The sequence below is a fragment of the Streptomyces sp. YIM 121038 genome (assembly GCF_006088715.1).
Classification (GTDB): Bacteria; Actinomycetota; Actinomycetes; order Streptomycetales; family Streptomycetaceae; genus Streptomyces.
Genome location: NZ_CP030771.1, coordinates 6,938,101 through 6,959,262 on the forward strand (window position 1 = coordinate 6,938,101; position 21,162 = coordinate 6,959,262).

At 71.9% G+C, this 21,162-nt stretch carries 12 protein-coding genes; 9 read left to right on the forward strand and 3 right to left on the reverse strand.

All coding sequences use genetic code 11. The features are described 5' to 3' along the window. Positions 1–321 precede the first annotated feature (321 nt). The 3 genes from C9F11_RS29975 to hflX all read left to right on the forward strand — a co-directional run bounded on the left by C9F11_RS29975 (position 322) and on the right by hflX (position 6,088). Positions 322–2,490: an HD domain-containing protein gene (locus tag C9F11_RS29975; RefSeq protein WP_138962185.1), complete on the forward strand. Its 2,169-nt coding sequence runs from the start codon at positions 322–324 to the stop codon at positions 2,488–2,490. A 245-nt stretch (positions 2,491–2,735) separates the two neighbouring features. After that, entirely contained in the window at positions 2,736–4,286 is a 1,551-nt protein-coding gene (locus tag C9F11_RS29980) for a M1 family metallopeptidase (protein ID WP_138962186.1), read from the forward strand. A gap of 311 nt (positions 4,287–4,597) precedes the next feature. Continuing rightward, the gene (hflX, locus tag C9F11_RS29985; RefSeq protein ID WP_138962187.1) at positions 4,598–6,088 is read left to right on the forward strand and encodes a GTPase HflX; all 1,491 of its coding nucleotides are present in this window, start codon (positions 4,598–4,600) and stop codon (positions 6,086–6,088) included. A gap of 156 nt (positions 6,089–6,244) precedes the next feature. Here the strand turns inward: hflX and C9F11_RS29990 are convergent, their stop codons facing one another. Further along, complete coding sequence (locus C9F11_RS29990) at positions 6,245–7,459, reverse strand: hypothetical protein (RefSeq protein WP_138962188.1); 1,215 nt, start codon at positions 7,457–7,459, stop codon at positions 6,245–6,247. 612 nt (positions 7,460–8,071) lie between these two features. Beyond that, positions 8,072–9,298 carry a hypothetical protein gene (locus C9F11_RS29995; protein ID WP_138962189.1) on the reverse strand — a complete coding sequence of 409 codons (1,227 nt, stop codon included), beginning with the start codon at positions 9,296–9,298 and terminating at the stop codon, positions 8,072–8,074. 403 nt (positions 9,299–9,701) lie between these two features. Between C9F11_RS29995 and C9F11_RS30000 the strand changes: the two genes are divergently transcribed. The 5 genes from C9F11_RS30000 (at position 9,702) to C9F11_RS30030 (ending at position 18,765) form a co-directional block, all read left to right on the forward strand. After that, positions 9,702–11,312 carry a diaminobutyrate--2-oxoglutarate transaminase family protein gene (locus C9F11_RS30000; protein ID WP_138967144.1) on the forward strand — a complete coding sequence of 537 codons (1,611 nt, stop codon included), beginning with the start codon at positions 9,702–9,704 and terminating at the stop codon, positions 11,310–11,312. A 163-nt stretch (positions 11,313–11,475) separates the two neighbouring features. Next, a complete protein-coding gene (locus tag C9F11_RS30015) occupies positions 11,476–13,932 on the forward strand; it encodes an IucA/IucC family protein (protein ID WP_249401929.1) in 2,457 nt (818 codons plus the stop codon). Between the two features lie 104 nt (positions 13,933–14,036). Beyond that, positions 14,037–14,813, forward strand: coding sequence for a GNAT family N-acetyltransferase (locus C9F11_RS30020; protein ID WP_138962190.1), 777 nt, complete (start codon positions 14,037–14,039; stop codon positions 14,811–14,813). Positions 14,814–14,885: 72 nt separating this feature from the next. Then, positions 14,886–16,733, forward strand: coding sequence for an IucA/IucC family siderophore biosynthesis protein (locus C9F11_RS30025; protein WP_138962191.1), 1,848 nt, complete (start codon positions 14,886–14,888; stop codon positions 16,731–16,733). Between the two features lie 40 nt (positions 16,734–16,773). Then, entirely contained in the window at positions 16,774–18,765 is a 1,992-nt protein-coding gene (locus tag C9F11_RS30030; protein ID WP_138962192.1) for an ATP-dependent DNA helicase, read from the forward strand. A 443-nt stretch (positions 18,766–19,208) separates the two neighbouring features. Here the strand turns inward: C9F11_RS30030 and lexA are convergent, their stop codons facing one another. Next, positions 19,209–19,994, reverse strand: coding sequence for a transcriptional repressor LexA (gene lexA / locus C9F11_RS30035; RefSeq protein ID WP_138962193.1), 786 nt, complete (start codon positions 19,992–19,994; stop codon positions 19,209–19,211). A 516-nt stretch (positions 19,995–20,510) separates the two neighbouring features. Between lexA and nrdR the strand changes: the two genes are divergently transcribed. Continuing rightward, the gene (gene nrdR, locus C9F11_RS30040) at positions 20,511–21,065 is read left to right on the forward strand and encodes a transcriptional regulator NrdR (RefSeq protein WP_138962194.1); all 555 of its coding nucleotides are present in this window, start codon (positions 20,511–20,513) and stop codon (positions 21,063–21,065) included. Positions 21,066–21,162 lie beyond the last annotated feature (97 nt).

Consider the following 21,162-nt stretch of genomic DNA (forward strand, 5'->3'; position numbering starts at 1 on the left):
GCGCCGCCTCTGCGCCACGTGGCCGCACCCACCCCGCGCAACGGCCCCGGGTGCCGCCGGGCGCCCGTGCGGCGGGTGAAACAGTCGAAACGGGGGCCTGCCCCGTCACGATGGCGCTCCTCCGTGTCGAATCAGTACTCGTCCCAGTCGAATCATCACTCGAAACAGCACTCCACAGAACTGTCGCTCGAATGGGTGATCCGTTTCACGCTCGGCGAGAGCGGGTCAGCACCGCGTGATGGGCTCGGTAGCATCAAGCACCGGCCCGGACGGAGCAGGCTGCCGTTCGTACACCGCCGGTCGGAGCTGCCGGAGGTGCCCATGAGTGCGGAGGCCACGAATCCCGCGACGCCCGGCCCCGCGACGCCCTCGGGCCCGATCCCGGCGACAGCGGGATCCACGGGCCAGCGGCGCCGCGCCCGCCCCCGGCTCGACCTGCGCAGACTCGGCTGGGCCGCGCTCCTCGGAACCGCCGCGCGCGGCCGCGTCCCGGACGCGATCAGCCACGTCGCCGAGGCCCACCGCGGCCACCACCCGGACGCCGACCTGGAGCTGCTGCGCCGCGCCTACGTCCTCGCGGAGTCCTCGCACCGCGGCCAGACGCGCAAGAGCGGCGAGCCGTACATCACCCACCCGCTCGCCGTCACGCTGATCCTGGCTCAACTGGGCGCCGAGACGACCACCCTGACCGCGTCCCTGCTCCACGACACGGTCGAGGACACGGACGTGACGCTCGATCAGGTGCGCGCCGAGTTCGGCGAGGACGTGTGCTATCTGGTCGACGGCGTCACCAAACTGGAAAAGGTCGACTACGGGGCGGCCGCCGAGCCCGAGACCTTCCGCAAGATGCTCGTCGCCACCGGCAACGACGTCCGGGTGATGTCGATCAAACTCGCCGACCGCCTGCACAACATGCGCACCCTCGGCGTGATGCGTCCAGAGAAACAGGCGCGCATCGCCAAGGTCACCCGCGACGTGCTCATCCCGCTCGCCGAGCGGCTCGGCGTACAGGCCCTCAAGACCGAGCTGGAGGACCTCGTCTTCGCGATCCTCCACCCCGAGGAGTACGCCGCGGTCGAAGGCCTCATCGCGGCGAAGAACGCCGACGGCGCCGACCCCCTCGCGGACATCGCCGAGGAGGTGCGCGGCGTGCTGCGCGAGGCCGGGATCGCGGCCGAAGTGCTCATCAGGCCGCGCCACTTCGTCTCCGTGCACCGCGTGCACCGCAAACGCGGCGGGTTGCGCCCCGCCGACTTCGGGCGCCTGCTGGTCCTCGTCGGTGAGGACGCCGACTGCTACGGGGTGCTCGGCGAGCTGCACACCTGCTTCACCCCGGTCGTCGCGGAGTTCAAGGACTTCATCGCCGTACCGAAGTTCAACCTCTACCAGTCGTTGCACACGGCCGTCGCGCGCCCGGACGGCGAGGTCGCCGAAGTCCTCATCCGCACCCACAAGATGCACCGCGTCGCCGAGGCGGGCGTCGTCGCCCTGCGCAGCCCGTACGAGCCCCCCGTGGAGGAGCAGCCCGTCGACGGCGAGCGCGCCGACCCCACCCGGCCCGGCTGGCTCTCGCGCCTCCTGGAATGGCAGCAGGCCGCGCCCGACTCCGACACCTTCTGGTCCACGCTGCGCGAGGACCTCGCCCAGGACCGCGAGATCGCCGTCTTCCGCCCCGACGGCGGCACGCTCGGGCTGCCCGCGGGCGCCAGCTGCGTCGACGCCGCCTACGCCCAGTACGGCGAGGACGCCCACGCCTGCATCGGGGCGCGTGTGAACGGCCGCCTCGCGACGCTCAGCACCGTCCTGAGGGACGGCGACTCGGTGCAGCTCCTCATGGGCCAGGACCCCACGTCGGGGCCCTCACGCGAGTGGCTCGACCACGCCCGCACCCCCGCCGCACGGATCGCCATCCGGCGCTGGCTCGCCTCCCACCCGAGCCCGGCCGCAGGGCAGCCCGCGCCGGCACCCCCGCCGCCCGCGACCGTGCCCGCGGCGGCCCCACGACCGCCGGTCGCGGCAGCCCTGCGCCCGGCCGCCGCGAACGTCGTGGTCGACCGGGAGGGCGCCACCGTGCGCCTCGCGGGCTGCTGTACGCCCGTACCGCCCGACGAGGTCACGGGATTCGCGGTACGCGGCGGCGTCGTCACCGTCCACCGCGTCAGCTGTCCGGCGGTGGCGCGCATGAAGGGCGTGGGGCGCCCGGAGGTGGGCGTGCGCTGGGGGGACAGCGCCGAGTGCCGGGTCACGCTCATCGCCGAGTCGTTCGGCAGGCCGCACCTCCTCGCCGACCTCACCGAAGCCATCGCCCTGGAGGGCGCCGCCATCGTCTCAGCGACCGTGGAGCCGCCCAGCCAGCAGCGCGTCCGCCACACCTACACCCTCCAGCTCCCGGACGCCGCCCACCTGCCCGGCCTGATGCGCGCGATGCGGAACGTCCCCGGGGTGTACGACGTGAGCAGGGCGCAGCACCGGGCCGCGGCCACGCCCTAAGGCGGCGACCTCCTGAGAAGGACCGTGGCGATGTCCTGAGAAAGGACCGTGGCGGTGTCCTGACAGAGCCGCGGCGACGTCTTGGAGCAGTGAGGGCGCCCTCCGGTCCCGCCGCGCCCCAGCGGGCTCCGATCCGCTCGTCCCGCCGCGCCGCTGAGGCATCCGGCCACCCCCGCCCCGACTCGTTCGAGTGGCCCGGCGCGCGTCATCACGGCACGGAAGGCAGGCGCTGATAGCGGTAGTTCATGCTGCTCACCCCACGCCCCAAGGCCACGAGGACCACGGCCGCGCGGCCGAAGACCGTGCGCGTCGCCATCGCCCTCCTCGCGACCGCCGCCTCCGCCGCCCTGCTCGCCGCGAGCGTCCCGCAGCCCGCCGCCCCGCTCGGCATCGGCGACCGGCTCTTCCCGCACCTCGGCAACCCGGGATACGACGTCCTGGAGTACGACATCGCCTTCACGTACAGCGGGGACAACGCCAAGCCGCTCGACACGGTCACGAAGATCGACGCCCGCGCCACCGCCCCGCTGGAGCGGATCAACCTCGACTTCTCGCAGGGCGAGGTGCGCTCCGTCGACGTCAACGGCGCGCCCGCCGCCTTCGACAGCAGCGGCGAAGACCTCGTCGTCACCCCCCACGCGCGCGTGGAGCGCGGCCAGCGCCTGCGGGTCACCGTCCGCCACACCAGCCACCCGGTCGGCGGCAAGGAAGAGGGCGGCTGGGTACGCACCGCCGACGGCCTGGCCATGGCCAACCAGGCCGACGCCGCACACCGCGTCTTCCCCTGCAACGACCACCCGGCCGACAAGGCCCGCTTCACCTTCCGCGTCAGCGCCCCCAAGGCGCTCACGGCCGTCGCCAACGGCGTCCCACTGGCCACGACGCGCGCCGGGGCCACCACCACGTGGGCGTACCGCACCGAACACCCCATGGCCACCGAGCTGGCGCAGGTCTCCATCGGCCGGTCCACGGTGCTGCACCGCACCGGCCCGCGCGGCCTCCCCATGCGGGACGTCGTACCGACCAAGGGCCACAAGAAGCTGGAGCGGTGGCTCAAGAAGACGCCCGGCCAGATCGCGTGGCTGGAGGGCAAGGTCGGCCGCTACCCGTTCGAGAACTACGGCCTGCTCGTCGCCGACGCCCAGACCGGCTTCGCACTGGAGACGCAGACGCTGTCGCTCTTCGAGAAGCAGCTGTTCACGCGGCCCGAGTTCCCGGAGTGGTACGTGGACACGATCATGGTCCACGAGCTGGCGCACCAGTGGTTCGGCGACAGCGTCAGCCCGCGCACCTGGTCCGACCTGTGGCTCAACGAAGGGCACGCCACCTGGTACGAGGCCCTCTACGGCGAGGAGAAGTCCGGGCACGAGCTGCGCACGCGCATGCGCGAGGCCTACCGGTACTCGGACCAGTGGCGCGCCGCGGGCGGCCCGCCCGCCGCCCCCAAGGCGCCCAAGCCCGGGGAGAAGATCAGCCTCTTCCGGCCCGTCGTGTACGACGGCAGCGCGCTGGTGCTCTACGCGCTGCGGCAGGAGATCGGACGGGCCGCCTTCGAGAGCGTGGAGCGCGCGTGGGTGCGCGCCCACCGCGACGGAACCGCGACCACGGCCGACTTCACGCGCCTGGCCTCCCACGTATCGGGCCGGGACCTGCGCGAGTTCTTCGCCGCCTGGCTGTACGGCACCAAGACACCGCCGATGCCGGGCCACCCGGACTGGACGTCGGAGGCCCCGGGCAAGAAGCAGGCGGGCCGGGCGGGCGGCGGGTCGGGCGCCGCCGGGCACACCCACCACTGATCAAGGTCCCGCACAGCCTGGGGGACGGCGTTTCGCCAGGTGGCAGGCGTGGCAATAACCCAGGTGACGAGACGGGCCGTCCCGTGCAACCATCTTCAGGTCGACGGCGCGGCCCGTCCGGGACATCCCCTCGGGGAGATCTCAGGGGCGGTTCCGTCCGGTCCGGGGAATCCCGGGGCGGTCGTGTGCGTTGTCGGATGTGACGGGTGGCGCCGTCGCTCGCGAGACGCCGCCGCACCCAGGGTGCGGCAGGGGACGGTAGCCGTCCCCAAGGCGCCCCGCATCGGATTCCCATCGACGTAAAGGACCCAATGACCTCCTCTTCTTCCTTTTCCCAGGACGCACAGAGCTTCGTGCAGAACTACCCCGAAGGTCTTCGGGCCGATGCCCTGATGGAAGAGGACGTCGCCTGGAGCCACGAGATCGACGGAGCACGGGACGGCGAGCAGTTCGACCGTGCCGAGCGTGCGGCGCTGCGCCGCGTCGCGGGCCTCTCCACCGAGCTCGAGGACGTCACCGAAGTCGAGTACCGACAGCTCCGCCTGGAGCGCGTCGTCCTCGTCGGCGTCTGGACCTCCGGAACGGTTCAGGACGCGGACAACTCCCTCGCCGAGCTGGCCGCCCTCGCGGAGACGGCGGGCGCCCTCGTGCTCGACGGTGTCGTGCAGCGCCGCGACAAGCCGGACCCGGCCACGTACATCGGCTCCGGCAAGGCCCTGGAGCTGCGGGACATCGTGCTCGAGACCGGCGCGGACACGGTCGTGTGCGACGGTGAGCTGAGCCCCGGCCAGCTGATCCACCTCGAAGACGTCGTCAAGGTCAAGGTGATCGACAGGACCGCCCTGATCCTCGACATCTTCGCCCAGCACGCCAAGTCCCGAGAGGGCAAGGCCCAGGTCGCCCTGGCCCAGATGCAGTACATGCTGCCGAGGCTCCGCGGCTGGGGTCAGTCGCTGTCCCGGCAGATGGGCGGCGGCAAGGGCGGCGGCCTCGCCACCCGTGGCCCCGGTGAGACCAAGATCGAGACGGACCGGCGACGGATCCGCGAGAAGATGGCGAAGATGCGCCGGGAGATCGCGGAGATGAAGACGGGCCGCGAGATCAAGCGCCAGGAGCGCAAGCGCAACAAGGTCCCCTCGGTCGCCATCGCCGGATATACGAACGCGGGCAAGTCCTCGCTGCTCAACCGCCTCACGGGCGCGGGCGTCCTGGTGGAGAACGCGCTGTTCGCCACCCTCGACCCCACCGTCCGCAGGGCCGAGACGCCGAGTGGCCGTCTGTACACCCTGGCGGACACCGTCGGATTCGTCCGGCACCTGCCGCACCACCTGGTGGAGGCGTTCCGCTCCACGATGGAGGAGGTCGGCGAGTCCGATCTGATCCTGCACGTGGTCGACGGCTCGCATCCCGCCCCCGAGGAGCAGCTCGCCGCCGTGCGCGAGGTGATCCGCGAGGTCGGCGCGACCGACGTCCCCGAGATCGTGGTGATCAACAAGGCGGACGCCGCCGATCCGCTGACCATCCAGCGACTGCTGCGCACGCAGCGGCACGCGATCGCGGTCTCCGCGCGCACGGGCGCGGGCATCGAGGAGCTGCTCGGGCTCATCGACGCCGAGCTGCCGCGGCCCGAGGTCGAGATCGAGGCCCTCGTGCCGTACACCCACGGCAAGCTCGTCGCCCGCACGCACGCCGACGGAGAGGTGCTCTCCGAGGAGCACACCGCCGACGGCACGCTGCTCAAGGCCCGGGTGCACGAGGAGCTCGCGGCGGAGCTGGCGCCGTTCGTCCCTGCGGCGCACTGACGCCCGCGTCGCACGCGCACGCACACGGCGGAGGCCCCGCCCCCTTCCGAGGGGGCGGGGCCTCCGCCGTGTGCGTGCGGCTCCGGGCCTTGCCTGCTGTGAAGGCGGCCGGGCCCGGTCGTGAACCGGCCGGGCCCGGCAGCGATAGGCCAGGACCTACTGCGCTCCGTACTTCTCGCTCATCATGTCGAAGATCTGCTTGGCGCCGGAGCCCAGCTGCGGGCCGGCGAGCCAGGTGTTCTCCGCCGGGCCGATCGAGGTGTTGGACACGAGCTTGGTCTCGCCGTCGCTCGCCCGCCGGAACCAGCCGCCGCCCGACGAACCACCGGTCATCGTGCAGCCGATGCGGTACATCGTCGGCTGCGCCGGGTCCAGCGACAGACGGCCCGGCTTGCCGATGCACTTGTGCATGGTCAGGCCGTTGAACGGCGGCGCGGCCGGGTAGCCCCAGGCGCCCATCGAGCCCACGCTCTGCGCGGACGGGGTCGAGAAGTCGACATCCAGGCCGTTGCCGACCGTCTCCTCAAGGGACTTGCTGCCCTGCTGCGGCTTCACGTGCAGCACGGCGTAGTCGTACGGCGCACCGGCGCCGCCCGACGCGGCGCCCTGGTCGATCCACTCACCGGAGGTCGACACCCAGTCCGCCCACCACTGGCCGTACGGGGAGACCTCCTGCGGGGCGGCGTTGCTCAGCTCGGCCTCGGACTTGCCCAGGTCGTTGTAGGCCGGCACGAAGGTGATGTTGCGGTACCAGCCGCCCTTCGAGCCCGCATGCACGCAGTGGCCCGCGGTCCACACGAGGTTGGACTTGCCCGGGTTGCGCGGGTCCTTCACGACCGTGCCCGAGCAGACCATCGAGCCCTCGGGGGAGTCGAAGAAGATCTTGCCGACGGGCGCGGCGTGCTCGTGGTACGGCGTCTTCTCGGGCTCGGCCTCGACCGGCTCGGGCTCCGGGTCGGTCGCGCCCTGGTCGGCGGCCGCGTCCTTCGCCGCGATCGTCTTGTTCGGGTCCTTGGCCTTGCGCATGCGCTCGGGCTTCCAGAGGTCCTCTATGACCGGGTTGACGAAGTCCTTGGCCTCGCGCAGCCAGTCGTCCTTGCTCCAGTCCTTCCAGGCACCGTCCTTCCACTTGTCCGGATCGATGCCGTGCTCCTTGAGCCGGTCGGTGAGGTCGGCGGGCAGCCCGCCGCCGCCCGAGTCGGACCCCTTGTCGGCACCCTGCGAGGTACCGGAGTCGGCCTTGTCGCCGGCCTTGTCGTCGCCCGGCCCGCAGGCCGTGGCGGTGAGCGCCAGGGTCGCGGCGAGCCCGGTGACGGCGAGCGCGGTACGGCGACCGCGGCCGCGCGCGAAGGGCGCACGAATGGAACGCATGGAGCTGTAACCCCCGTGGGAACGTGTGTTTGCCATGTGCGTGTCAGGCGTGGGCGCGGCGTCCGCCGCCCGGGCCGACGTGGCCTCCCACTATGCCTGTGCAATTGGGGACGAACGGCGGCGAGCCCGTGAAGGTTTCGCCGCCCCCGTCGGCGTACGCATACGTACGGATGCGTACGCGTACAAAGCGGATCTGTGTGGTGCGCCGGGCGGATCTGTGGGGTGTGCGGTGTGGGGTCTGTGGGGCGCGCTGTGCGGTGTGCACGGGGGCGCGTTGTGCGGGGTCCGTGGGGCGCGGGCTGTTGCGGCGCGGGCTGTGCGGGGTCCGCGAGGCGCGTGGTGCAGGGCCCGTGGGGTGCGTGGTGCGGATGCGCGGCGTGCGCGGTGGCCAGGCTCCGGGCCCGGATTGAGCGCCCGGGCCCTGAGTGCGGCTGGGCTTCGGGCCCGGGCGCCGGGCCTCTGCGTCCGGCCGGGCTCCGGGCCCGGCGGAGACCGGGGCTCGTGCGGCGGTCAGGCCGCGCCCCCGCGGAGCCCGAGCGGCACTGTCGCGCCCGGCCGGTGGGTTCGCCCTCACGAACGAACCCACCGCGTGCCGTGCGCCTCCGCGAGCCGCTAGCTCGCGAACTTCTTGCTGACCGCGTCGTAGATGCCCTTGGCCTCGGCACCCAGGCGCGGACCCGCCAGCCAGCCGGCCGTCACCGGGCCGATCGAGGTGTTCGACACGAGGGCGGGCTTGCCGTCCTTGCCCGCGGCGACCCAGCCGCCGCCGGACGAACCGCCGGTCATGGTGCAGCCGATGCGGTACATCGTCGGGTCGGGCTCGCTGATCGAGAGCCGCCCCGGCTTGTCCGCGCACTGGAACTGATTCTGGCCGTCGAACGGCGGCGCCGCCGGATAGCCCGTCGCCGTCATGTCCTTGATGTCCGGCACGGCCGGAGCGTTGAAGTCCACCGGCAGCGCGCTGCCGACCGTCTCCTCCAGGGACTTGCCCTCGCTGCCCTTCTCCGGCGTCACATGGATCACCGCGAAGTCGTACGGAGCGCCCTTGCCGCCGGTCGGGCCGCCCTGCTCGATCCACTGGTCCGAGGTCTGCGCCCAGTCGCCCCACCACACGCCGTACGGAGCGACTTCTTCCTTCGGTGCACCCTGGAGGTCCGCGGTGGCCTTGCCCGCGTTGTTGTACGAGGGGACGAAGGCGATGTTCCGGTACCAGCCGCCCTTGGCGCCCGCGTGGACGCAGTGGCCCGCGGTCCACACCATGTTCGACTTGCCGGGGTTCTTCGGGTCCTTGACGACCGTGGCCGAGCAGACCATCGAGCCCTCGGGGCCGTCGAAGAACAGCTTCCCGGCCGCGGGGACCTGGTCGTGGTACGGCGCCTTCACGGACGCCGCCTCGACCGGCTTCGGGGTCGGGTCCGTCACGCCCTGGTCACCGGAGATGTCGTTGTCGTCGACGCCCCGGTCCGGGTTCTTGTCGGCGTCCCGCATGCGGTCCGGGTCCCACAGGCCCTCGATGATCGGGTTGACGAAGTCGCCCGCCTCGCGCAGCCAGTCGTCCTTGTCCCAGTTGCGCCAGGCGCCGTCCTTCCACTTGTCGATGTCGATGCCGTGCTCCTTGAGCCGGTCCTTGAGATCGCCGGGAAGCTGGATCTTGCCGTCACCGTCGCCGCTGCCGCCCGGCTGGGACGCGGACGAGTCGTCCTTGTCGTCGCCGGGACCACAGGCCGTCGCCGTCAGGACGAGCGCCGCGCCGAGCACGACAGCGGCTGCCACGGGGGAGGTCTTGCCGCGCGCGCTCCTCCCACGACGAGCGGTGAAGAGCGGACGTATGGGTCGCATGGTGAGAATCCCCCTGGGCTTCGAATTGTTCTCAACGCCGGACATCATGGCGTCGTACGCCATGTCGTACGGGTTCCGTACGCCTGTCGCGGCAGCGCCGGTCATCACTGAACACCGCGGTGCTCAGGGGTTCTGAACGCCTTGGTGCTGATGAACGGCACCCCACACTATGCCGGTGCCGTTGGGGACGGCCGACGGAACAGCAACGGTTCCGTCACGGCAAGGATCTTCGGTCGACCCGTGATCCCCCGCACTCACCGTCGTTGGTACGTACGGGGGACACGCCACACGCGTTCATCCCCCGCGTCAACTCGCCCGCCGCACCCGGCCGGATGCGACGGGCACCTGCCCAGTCCCAGCGGGAGGACGAAAAGCCGTGGCCGTGACCGAGCCTGTCCCCGCGATGGTGTCCGCGGCGCACGAAGGGATCCTGCGCCGTCAATCGGCGCGCGAGTCCGCCGCGCGCACCTACGCGCGCGCCCTGCCGATCGTGCCCGTCCGCGCGAGAGGGATGACGATCGAGGGCGCCGACGGGCAGCGCTATCTGGACTGCCTCTCCGGCGCGGGCACCCTCGCCCTCGGGCACAACCATCCCGTCGTCCTCGAAGCCATCCGCGCGGTGCTCGACTCCGGCGCGCCCCTGCACGTCCTCGACCTGGCCACACCGGTCAAGGACGCCTTCACCACCGAGCTGTTCCGCACCCTCCCGCGCGGCTTCGCCGAGCGCGCCCGCGTCCAGTTCTGCGGTCCCGCGGGCACGGACGCGGTGGAGGCGGCGCTGAAACTGGTGCGCGCCGCCACCGGGCGCGAAGGGCTCCTCGCCTTCACCGGCGCGTATCACGGGATGACGGCGGGGGCGCTCGAAGCATCCGGCGGCGCGCGGGACGTACGAGTGGCGCGCCTGCCCTATCCGCAGGACTACCGCTGCCCCTTCGGCATCGGCGGCCCCCGCGGCGCCGAACTCGCGGCCCGCTGGACCGAGAGCGTCCTGGACGACTCCAAGTCCGGCGTCCCCGCCCCCGCAGGCATGATCGTCGAACCCGTGCAGGGGGAGGGCGGCGTGCTCCCCGCCCCCGACGCCTGGATGCGCCGGATGCGCGACATCACGGCGGCACGGGGCATTCCGCTCATCGCGGACGAAGTGCAGACCGGCGTCGGGAGAACCGGTGCCTTCTGGGCCGTCGAACACAGCGGCGTCACGCCCGACGTCCTCGTCCTCTCCAAAGCGATCGGTGGCAGCCTGCCCCTCGCCGTCGTCGTCTACCGCGACGACCTCGACGTCTGGCCGCCCGGTGCCCACGCGGGCACCTTCCGGGGCAACCAGCTCGCCATGGCCGCGGGCGCGGCGACCCTGGCCCACGTCCGCGAGAACCGCCTCGCCGAGCGCGCCGCCGACCTCGGCACCCGCATGCTCGCGGGGCTGCGCTCCCTGGCCCATGAGCACTCCTGCATCGGCGACGTGCGCGGCCGCGGACTCATGCTCGGCATGGAACTGGTCGACCCGAGCGGTCGTCAACCAGCCCTGAACGAACGCGATTTCGGCCGGGCCAGAAGCACGTCCCGATACGACGACCCGCCTCCCGCGGCGGCCGACGGGCGCCCCGGAACCGCCCCCGAATCCGCCGCGCACGGCCCCCACCCCGGCTCCGCGCGCACCCTCCCCGCCGCCCGCCAAGGGGATGCCCGCACCGAAGGGCCCGGCTCCGCAGGTGCCCACCCTCATCCGCCTCAGTACGACTTGGCCGCGTCGGGGGAACACGCCGATCCCCATCAGCGCCCGAGCGACACCGCGCACGACCTTCCGGAATCCCGTCCTCACCCACCGGCCCCCGAACTCGCCGCCGCCGTGCAGCGCGAGTGTCTGCGCCGCGGACTCATCGTCGAACTCGGCGGCCGTCACTCCAGTGTCGTACGCCTCCTGCCTCCCCTCACCATCACCGACGAACAGGCGACCGCCGTCCTCGATCGCCTCGCCGACGCGCTCGCCACGGCGACACGAACCCAGCACAGGTAGCCACCGCCTCCCTCGCCCCACTGTCCGCTGCCTCCCTTCTCCGTTGACCACGACGGAACCGGACTGCTCCGTGGCAGCCGACCGCACCCCGTGTCCCACCCCTCGTCCCAGCCCAGCCCCTGCCCGTCGCCACACGGAGCCCGACACCACGCAAGGAAGCCCCTTGAACGCCACCCCCGCACCCGACGGCCGTCCCCAACCGCATCCCTCAGGCGCCTGCGGCACGCAATCCCCGCTGGCTGCGGAGTCCGGCACAGTCCCCCAGCAGAAGGGCAGGACCCACGAGCCCAAGCGCCTGCCGCACACCACGGCAGACCTCCTCGACCACCCCGACCCGCAGATCGCCGCCCAGGCCGCCGCCGTCGAGAACCTGCTGCGCTGCTGGGTGCGGGAGAACGCCATCCCCGCGCCCGACCACGGCTCCCTCCGCATCCCCCTCCGCGCCAGCGCCACCGCCCTGCTGGTCCCCGTCGACTACTGGTCCCCGACCGGCTGGCACCGCTTCGGCCTCCCCTATCTGGAGGACGGCCCCGACTCCGCGCCCCCGGTCGACGCGGTCACGGTCGCCGCACTGCTGAGCCGCGAGAACGCCTCCACGGAGGGAGGCGGCACACCCGGACCCGAGACCTCCGGCGCCTCACGTGCCTCCGGCGCCTCACGTGCCTCCGGCGCCTCCCGTGCCTCCCGTGCTGAGCACACCGCCCCCTTGCCCGACCAGGAACAGGCGGAAGCGGAACCGGAGCTGGGTGAACCGACCACGTCGACCCCGGCGCCATCGGCTCCCCAGCCACCTGAGCCTCAGTCGCCTGAGCACCAGTCACCTGAGACCACCACGGCGGAGGCAAGGGCCTCTGAGGTCGCAGCGCAGGGGGCCAAGAAGGCTGAGGAAGCCCCGTCCGAAGCCGAGGCACCTGAGACCAAGGCGACCGACACGGCCACCACGCCGGAGACCAAGGCGTCCGAGGCCGCCGTGCCGACCCCGGGCGCCACGGACCAGCCGCCCAGCCCCCACATGCCCACCCGGCAGCCCCCGACAGGCCTTCCGGTACCGGACGCCGCCGGACCAGGCCCCGCCCGAGCACTCTCCGGATCGGCCTCAGCCGCGGGCGGACCCGCGATGCCCGACGCGCCGAGGACCTCCACGCCCGCACCCCAGGACTCCGCTGACGGCGCCGACCTCGTCGCCCGCGTCGCCGACTCCGTCCGCCGTACCGCCGACTTCCTCGCCGACCGCAGGGACAACCTGGACGACACCCCTGACCTCTTCCTCGCCGCCGAACAATCCCTCCTTCTCGGTCACCCCCTGCATCCGACCCCGAAGAGCCGCGAGGGTCTCTCCCGCACCGAATCCCGGCTCTACTCACCTGAGCTGCGCGGCTCCTTCCCCCTGCACTGGCTGGCGGTCGATCACTCCGTCCTGGCCATGGCCTCGGCCTGGACCGAGAGAGGCCGCACCGTCCCGGCCGAGCAGCTCACCGCCCGCCTGGCCGGGCCCGGCCTGACCCCGCCGGACGGCCACGCCCTGCTCCCCGTACACCCGTGGCAGATGCGGGAACTCAAGCACCGTCCCGAAGCCGCCGACCTCCTGGCCGCCGGGCTCCTCAAGGACTGCGGCCCGCACGGCACTCCCTGGTCGCCCACCTCCTCCGTACGCACCCTCTACCGCTCCGGCGCCCCGGCCATGCTGAAGCTGTCACTGGGCCTGCGCATCACCAACTCCCGTCGCGAGAACCTCCACAAGGAACTCCACCGCGGCGTCGAGGTCCACCGCCTGCTGCGCAGCGGTCTCGGCGAACAGTGGCAGGCCGCCCACCCCGGCTTCGACGTGATCCGCGACCCCGCCTGGCTCGCCGTCACCGGGGCCGACGGCAACCCCGTCGCCGGGCTCGACGTCATGATCCGGCACAACCCCTTCGGCCCCACCGACGACGCCACCTGCATCGCAGGCCTCGTCTCAGCTCGGCCGACGGGTCAGGGCGGGGAGCAGGACCGTCCGCCGATGCGCTCCCGGCTCGCCGAGATCATCACCCGTCTCGCCGGGCGCACCGGCCGACCGCGCGGAGCCGTCGCCGCCGAGTGGTTCCTGCGGTACCTCGAAAGCGTCGTCCGCCCCGTGCTGTGGCTGGACAGCGAGGCAGGAGTCGCCCTGGAAGCCCACCAGCAGAACACGGTGCTGCTGCTCGACCCCGATGGCTGGCCCAAGGGCGGGCGCTACCGGGACAACCAGGGCTACTACTTCCGCGAGTCCCGCCGCCCCGAGCTGGAGAAGCGGCTTCCCGGCATCGGGCAGCACAGCGACACCTTCGTCTCCGACGACGTGACCGACGAACGCTTCGCCTACTACCTCGGCATCAACAACGTCCTCGGTCTGATCGGCGCCCTCGGATCCCAACGCCTGGCCGACGAACGGCTGTTGCTGGCCGCCTTCCGCCGCTTCCTCACCGATGTGGCCTCAGGGCCCGGCCGACTGCGCACGCCCCTGCCCGCCCGGCTGCTCGACTCACCCACGCTGCGCTGCAAAGCCAACCTGCTGACCCGGCTGCACGGCCTCGACGAACTGGTCGGGCCCGTCGACACCCAATCCGTCTACGTCACCATCGCCAACCCCCTCCACCTGTGAACCCTCCACCTCGCCTGCCGCCCGGCCCCATGCCCGCCATGACCCACCCCTGAGGACCACGCCCGGCCCCACTGAACCCGCCCCCTGCCGAGAGGAGCGACGTCGTGTCTCCCACCGACGCGAGCACCGACGCCGGAACCGAGCCCGTCACCGCGGGCGCGACGGACTTCGAAGAGACCCTCGACCCGCGGCAGCCCGACGAACTCGGCCCGCCGCCTCCCCCCAGCGACGGGCGACCGGCCCGCGCGGCAGCCGACCTCCGCGGCGACGCGCACCCGACGGCAGGCGGGGCGGCCACCCCGACACCGGAGGACCTCCTCGACCACATCGCGGCCTGGGGCCCGGCGGCCACCGATGTCGGCGCCTTCCACCTCGTCCCCGTACGCCCCGAACACGACCTGACGCTCATCAGCCGGTGGATGAACGACCCAGCCGTCGCCGCGTTCTGGGAGCTCGCCGGGCCCCCCTCCGTCACGGACGCCCACCTGCGGGCCCAGTGCGACGGAGACGGGCGCAGCGTCCCGTGCCTCGGTGTCCTCGCAGGCACCCCCATGAGTTATTGGGAGATCTACCGTGCCGATCTCGATCCGCTGGCGCGCCACTACCCAGCCCGCCCCCACGACACCGGAATTCACCTCCTGATCGGCGGTGCCGCCGACCGCGGCCGAGGGCTCGGCAGCACCTTGCTCAGGGCCGTCGCCGATCTCGTACTCGACCACCGCCCCTCCTGCGCACGTGTCGTAGCTGAACCGGACCTGCGCAACACCCCCTCCGTCTCTGCCTTCCTCGGCGCCGGCTTCCGCTTCGCTGACGAGGTCGACCTCCCCGACAAGCGGGCCGCGCTCATGATCCGTGACCGGGCCCTGCGCGACCTGCTCTGACCCGCTCAGCACGACCTGCTCACTTCTCGTACACCGCCCGACCCGATCCGGTTCCCTCCCAGAGGAGTCCCCGTGCCGAATCCCTCAGAGCCGCACGAACCCCATGAATCCACCGCGCTCTACGACCCGCCGGAGCTGACACCCGACCGCTGGGAGCAGGCAGGCCGACGCCTGCTCGCCAAGATCATCAGTGAGTTCGCGTACGAGGAGATCATCGAGCCCGCCCCCGCGGACGGGGGCTCGGGCGCGTACTGCTTCCACCTCGACGAACCCTCCACGGACGAGCAGCCCCGCCCCCTTCTCACCTTCCGCGCCCGGCGCGGGGCGTACGGCAGCTGGCGGGTGGACCCGGCCAGCCTGGCCCTCGCCGAAGGAGCCGACGGCCCCCAGGCGCTGACCGACCCGCTGCGGTTCCTGACCGCAGCGCGCCGCACGCTCGGCCTGGACGGCGCCACGCTCGGCCACCTCATCCGCGAACTGACCGTCACCCTCAGCGCCGACACCCGGCTCGACCACGGAGCGCTGAGCGCGGCCCAGCTGGCCGACCTCGGATACGCGGAACTCGAAGGGCACCAGACCGGCCACCCCTGGCTCGTCCTCAACAAGGGCCGCATCGGTTTCTCCGCGACCGACGCACGGCACTGGGCCCCCGAGGCCTGCACCAGCACGACGATCCCCTGGATCGCGGTCCACACCAGCCTCGCCCGCTACCGCGGCGTGACCGGGCTGGCCACCTCCGACAAGCTCTACGCCCGCGAACTCGCCCCCGGCACGCAGGAGTCCTACGCCGCCCTGCTCCGCGCGCGTGGACTCGATCCGGAGGAGTACCTCTATCTGCCGGTGCACCCGTGGCAGTGGGACGACGTCGTGCTGCCCCTCTTCGCACCGTCCGTCGCCTCCGGGAAGGTCGTCCCCCTGCCGACCGACGGCGACCTGCGCCTGCCCCAACAGTCCATCCGCACATTCCTGAACACCACGCGCCCCGACCGGCACACCATCAAATTGCCGCTGTCGGTCCTCAACACCCTCGTCTGGCGCGGCCTGCCCACGGAGCGCACCCTCGCCGCCCCGGCCGTCACCTCCTGGGTGCACGCATTGCGTGATGGCGACACGTTCCTGCGCGACGAGTGCCGCGTCATCCTCCTCGGAGAGGTCGCCTCCGTAGCCGTCGAGCACCCCGTATACGACTCGTTGCCGGAAGTTCCCTATCAATACAAGGAACTGCTGGGCGCCATCTGGCGCGAGCCCCTCACGCGCTACCTCGCGCCGGGGGAGCGCGCCCGCACCCTCGCCTGTCTGCTGCACACCGACCCACAGGGGCGTGCCCTCGTCGCCGAGCTCGTCGAACGCTCCGGTCTGACGCCGACCGTCTGGCTGAGCCATCTGTTCACGGCGCTCCTGCCGCCCCTGCTGCAGTTCCTCTACCGGTACGGCACGGTGTTCTCGCCCCACGGTGAGAACACCATCGTCGTTTTCGACGACAGTGACGTCCCCGTACGGCTCGCGGTCAAGGACTTCGTGGACGACGTGAACGTGAGCGCCAAGCGGGTGCCGGAACACGACTCCATGCCGCCCGCCGTGCGCGACATCCTGCTCACCGAGCCCCCCGCCTTCCTCACCCAGTTCATCCACGCCGGGCTCTTCGTCGGGGTCTTCCGCTACCTGGCGCCGCTGTGCGAGGAACAGCTGGGCGTCACCGAATCCGACTTCTGGGCCCTCGTCCGTGCCGAGATCCTGCGCCACCAGGCCCGCGCTCCCGAGCTCAAGGAGCGCTACGAGATGTTCGACCTGCTCACTCCCCGTATCGACCGGCTGTGCCTGAACCGCAACCGGCTCCACCTCGACGGCTACCGCGACCGCTCCGAGCGCCCGCACGCCGCCGTTCACGGGACCGTGCCGAACCCGCTCCATCAGCCTTGAGGACGGCGTTGTCAGTGGGGCACCGTAGGGTGGTCGGGCTATGACGAAGCCCTCACTCCCCGAGCTCCTGCACGCCGCCGTCGCCGCTGTCGGAGGCACGGAGCGCCCTGGCCAGGTGACCATGGCCGAGACCGTCGCCGAGGCGATCGACGACGGTTCCCACGTGCTGGTCCAGGCCGGCACAGGCACCGGCAAGTCCCTCGGCTATCTGGTGCCCGCGCTGGCCCACGGGGAGCGGGTCGTCGTAGCGACGGCCACCCTGGCGCTGCAGCGCCAGCTCGTGGAGCGGGACCTGCCGCGGACGGTGGACGCCCTGCACCCGCTGCTGCGCCGCCGCCCCCAGTTCGCCATGCTCAAGGGCCGGTCGAACTATCTGTGTCTGCACCGCCTCCACGAAGGCGTGCCCCAGGAGGAGGAAGAGGGGCTCTTCGACCAGTTCGAGGCGGCGGCCCCCACCAGCAAGCTCGGCCGGGACCTGCTGCGCCTGCGGGACTGGGCGGACGAGACCGAGAGCGGTGACCGCGACGACCTGACCCCCGGGGTCTCCGACCGGGCCTGGGCCCAGGTGTCCGTCTCCTCCCGGGAGTGCCTGGGCGCCTCCCGCTGCGCGTACGGCCAGGAGTGCTTCGCCGAGGCGGCCCGCGAGCGCGCCAAGCTCGCCGAGGTCGTGGTCACCAACCACGCCCTCCTCGCCATCGACGCGATCGAGGGCGCCCCGGTCCTCCCGCAGCACGAAGTGCTGATCGTGGACGAGGCACACGAGCTGGTCTCCCGGGTGACCGGCGTCGCCACGGGCGAGCTCACTCCGGGGCAGGTCAACCGCGCGGTGCGCCGCGCGGCCAAGCTGGTCGACGAGAAGGTCGCGGACCAGCTCCAGACGGCCGCCGAGGGCTTCGAGCGGCTGATGGAGCTGGCGCTGCCCGGCCGCCTGGAGGAGATCCCGGAGGACCTCGCGTACGCGCTGATGGCCCTGCGGGACGCCGCCCGCACGGTCGTCACCGCGCTCGGCACCACCCGCGACAAGTCGGTCCAGGACGAGGACGCCGTCCGCAAGCAGGCCCTGGCCTCCGTGGAGACCATCCACGACGTGGCCGAGCGCATCACGACCGGCTCCGAGTACGACGTCGTCTGGTACGAGCGCCACGACCGCTTCGGCGCCTCCCTGCGCGTGGCCCCCATGTCGGTGTCGGGCCTCCTCCGGGAGAAGCTCTTCACCGACCGCTCGGTGATCCTCACGTCCGCCACGCTCAAGCTCGGCGGCGATTTCAACGGGGTGGGGGCGTCCCTGGGCCTGGCCCCCGAGGGCACGCGCGCCGAGGACACCCCGGTGTGGAAGGGCGTGGACGTCGGCTCGCCCTTCGAGTACCGCAAGCAGGGCATCCTGTACGTCGCCCAGCACCTGGCCCGCCCGGGACGCGACGGCACGCGCGAGGACATGCTGGATGAGCTCGCCGAGCTGATCGAGGCCGCGGGCGGGCGCACGCTCGGCCTGTTCTCCTCGATGCGCGCGGCACAGTCGGCGGCCGAGGAGCTGCGCGGGCGCCTCGACGTGCCGATCCTGCTCCAGGGGGAGGAGACCCTGGGCGAGTTGATCAAGAACTTCGCGGCTGACGAGCAGACCTGCCTCTTCGGCACGCTCTCGCTGTGGCAGGGCGTCGACGTGCCGGGCACCAGCTGTCAGCTGGTCGTCATGGACAAGATCCCGTTCCCGCGCCCGGACGACCCGTTGATGAGCGCCCGCCAGAAGGCGGTGGACGAGGCGGGCGGCAATGGCTTCATGGCGGTCGCGGCGACGCATGCCGCTCTGCTGATGGCGCAGGGCGCCGGCCGTCTCGTACGGGCGTCGGGGGACCGCGGTGTGGTCGCGATCCTGGACCCGCGCCTCGCCACGGCCCGGTACGGCAGCTATCTGCGGGCATCGCTTCCCGACTTCTGGTACACCACGGACCGCAATCAGGCGCGCCGCTCACTGGCGGCGATCGATGCTGTGGCCAAGGAGAAGGGCGCTGCGGCCGGGGAGAAGAGCGAGTAGACGAGTAGGGGGAGAGGGGCGCGTCCGGTGCGCGCCGGTGCCACCCCGTAGGTGGGTGCCGCGCCATCGGGTCGCGGTGTCACCGTGGTGCTGTCACCGCGCGTAGCCGTCGCCAGACGGGCGGCATCATCAGACGGGGGGCGTCACCAGACGGGCGGCGTCACCGTGGGCGGGGTCACCGTGGGCGGAGCCGCCGCGCGAGCGGCTTCACAGGGTCGCTCGGAGCCCGCGCGTCCCGGAGGCCAGCCCCGGGGCCACCTGGATGCCCGCGCCGCTCTCCCGGGGGCTCAGCCCGCCCTGGGCGGCACCTAGGCACGCTCTGCCACCCTGTGAAGGGGGCAGGACAGCTCTGAAGCACCAGGGAGCAGCCCCGAGCACACGGCACAGAGCAGGGCCCCGGAACCGGCGCAGTGGGTTCCGGGGCCCGGTCGGGGGCACAGGGCTCACACCCGGCGCAGGACCGCCACCACCTTGCCGAGGATCGTCGCCTCGTCGCCGGGGATCGGCTGGTACGCGGCGTTGTGGGGCAGCAGCCAGACGTGTCCGTCCTCGCGCTTGAAGCGCTTCACCGTGGCTTCGCCGTCGAGCATGGCGGCGACGATGTCGCCGTTCTCCGCGACGGGCTGGCGGCGGACCGTCACCCAGTCGCCGTCGCAGATCGCGGCCTCGATCATGGAGTCGCCGACGACCTTCAGGACGAACAGCTCACCGTCGCCGACGAGCTGCCGGGGGAGGGGGAACACGTCCTCGACGGACTCCTCGGCGAGGATGGGACCACCCGCGGCGATGCGGCCGACGAGGGGGACGTACGAGGCGGCGGGCTTGCCCGTCGTGTCGGTGGCCTGGGTGCTGGGCTGGTCCGAGCCGCGCACCTCGTACGCCCGCGGTCGGTGCGGGTCGCGGCGCAGGAATCCCTTGCGCTCCAGAGCCATCAGCTGGTGCGCCACCGAAGAAGTGCTGGAGAGGCCGACCGCCTGCCCGATCTCCCGCATCGACGGCGGGTAACCACGCCGCTGCACCGAGTCCCTGATGACCTCGATCACCCTGCGCTGGCGGTCCGTGAGCCCGGAGCTGTCGGCGCGGATTCCTGGAGGTCGGCCCGGCAGGGAGCGAGTGGGCTTGGGCCCCTCCTGGTTCGTGGCTGCGTCATTCATGGCATGCACCGGCTCGAATCGGCTCCGGGAGCGGTCCTGGGCAGTGATAGTGGCGCTGTCTGCGGTGGTGGTCACGTCGGTCGGCCCCTCTACGAGATGTTCTCCCTAGTTAGCCAACGGTAGTTGCTTTCGAAAGGTTGCGCCAAACACACGTTCGAGTGAAAAATCGCAGATTGCCTGCCGTGATCATGCGTCCGGGTGTATGGCTATCGCGCGGACCGAAAGGCATTTCGGCTCATTACGGTACGCTTCACCGCCGGGGTCGTAACCCTGTCGAGTGAGGCTCTCATAGTGCCATCCGCGGCCTCGTCAACCCCGCACCGACCCCTCTCGGGTGGCGTTGGTGCGGTCGGACCCAGGGCGTGCAAGGGGTGGACGGTGTGGCGCGCGGGGGTGATCGGCGCGACACGCGACGGCGTCGAAATTTCCGGCAAACCCCAGATCTAGTGGTTGGATTGCGACCGCAGCCCAGAAGTTGTGGTCCCCGGTCCATCGGGACCTCCGGCATCGCCTATGCTTGGGGCTGCTTCGAGGGCCTCAAGGGTCCACAGAGGCTTGTGAGTCGTGCCATGAAGGAGGGTTGGGAGTTCCATGCACTGCCCCTTCTGCAGGCACCCCGACAGCCGCGTAGTCGACAGCCGCACCACGGATGACGGCACGTCGATCCGCAGGCGTCGTCAGTGCCCGGACTGCTCGCGCCGTTTCACGACGGTCGAGACGTGCTCACTGATGGTGGTCAAGCGCAGCGGCGTCACCGAACCCTTCAGCCGTACCAAGGTCATCAATGGCGTCCGCAAGGCGTGCCAGGGGCGACCGGTGACGGAGGACGCGCTGGCCCAGCTGGGCCAGCGGGTCGAGGAAGCGGTGCGGGCCACGGGAAGCGCCGAACTGACCACCCACGACGTGGGCCTCGCCATACTCGGCCCGCTGCAGGAGCTCGACCTCGTCGCCTATCTGCGCTTCGCGTCCGTGTACCGGGCGTTCGATTCGCTCGAGGACTTCGAGGCCGCGATCGTGGAGCTGAGGGACCGGTGCGAGGAGCGGGGTGACCGCGCGCCGGACGGCTCCGGCGCGGAGCGTGCCGCGACCGGCCGCGGGCCCGGAGGGACTGCAGAAGTCCCGCAGCCTGCCACTGCCGCCGACTGACCGTCCTGCCGACGGTTCGGCGGCAACCAGACCTGTCACGAGGTGCCCGCGCGGGCGCTCGCGACATCAAGACACACACCGTGCTGCGGGAAGAACG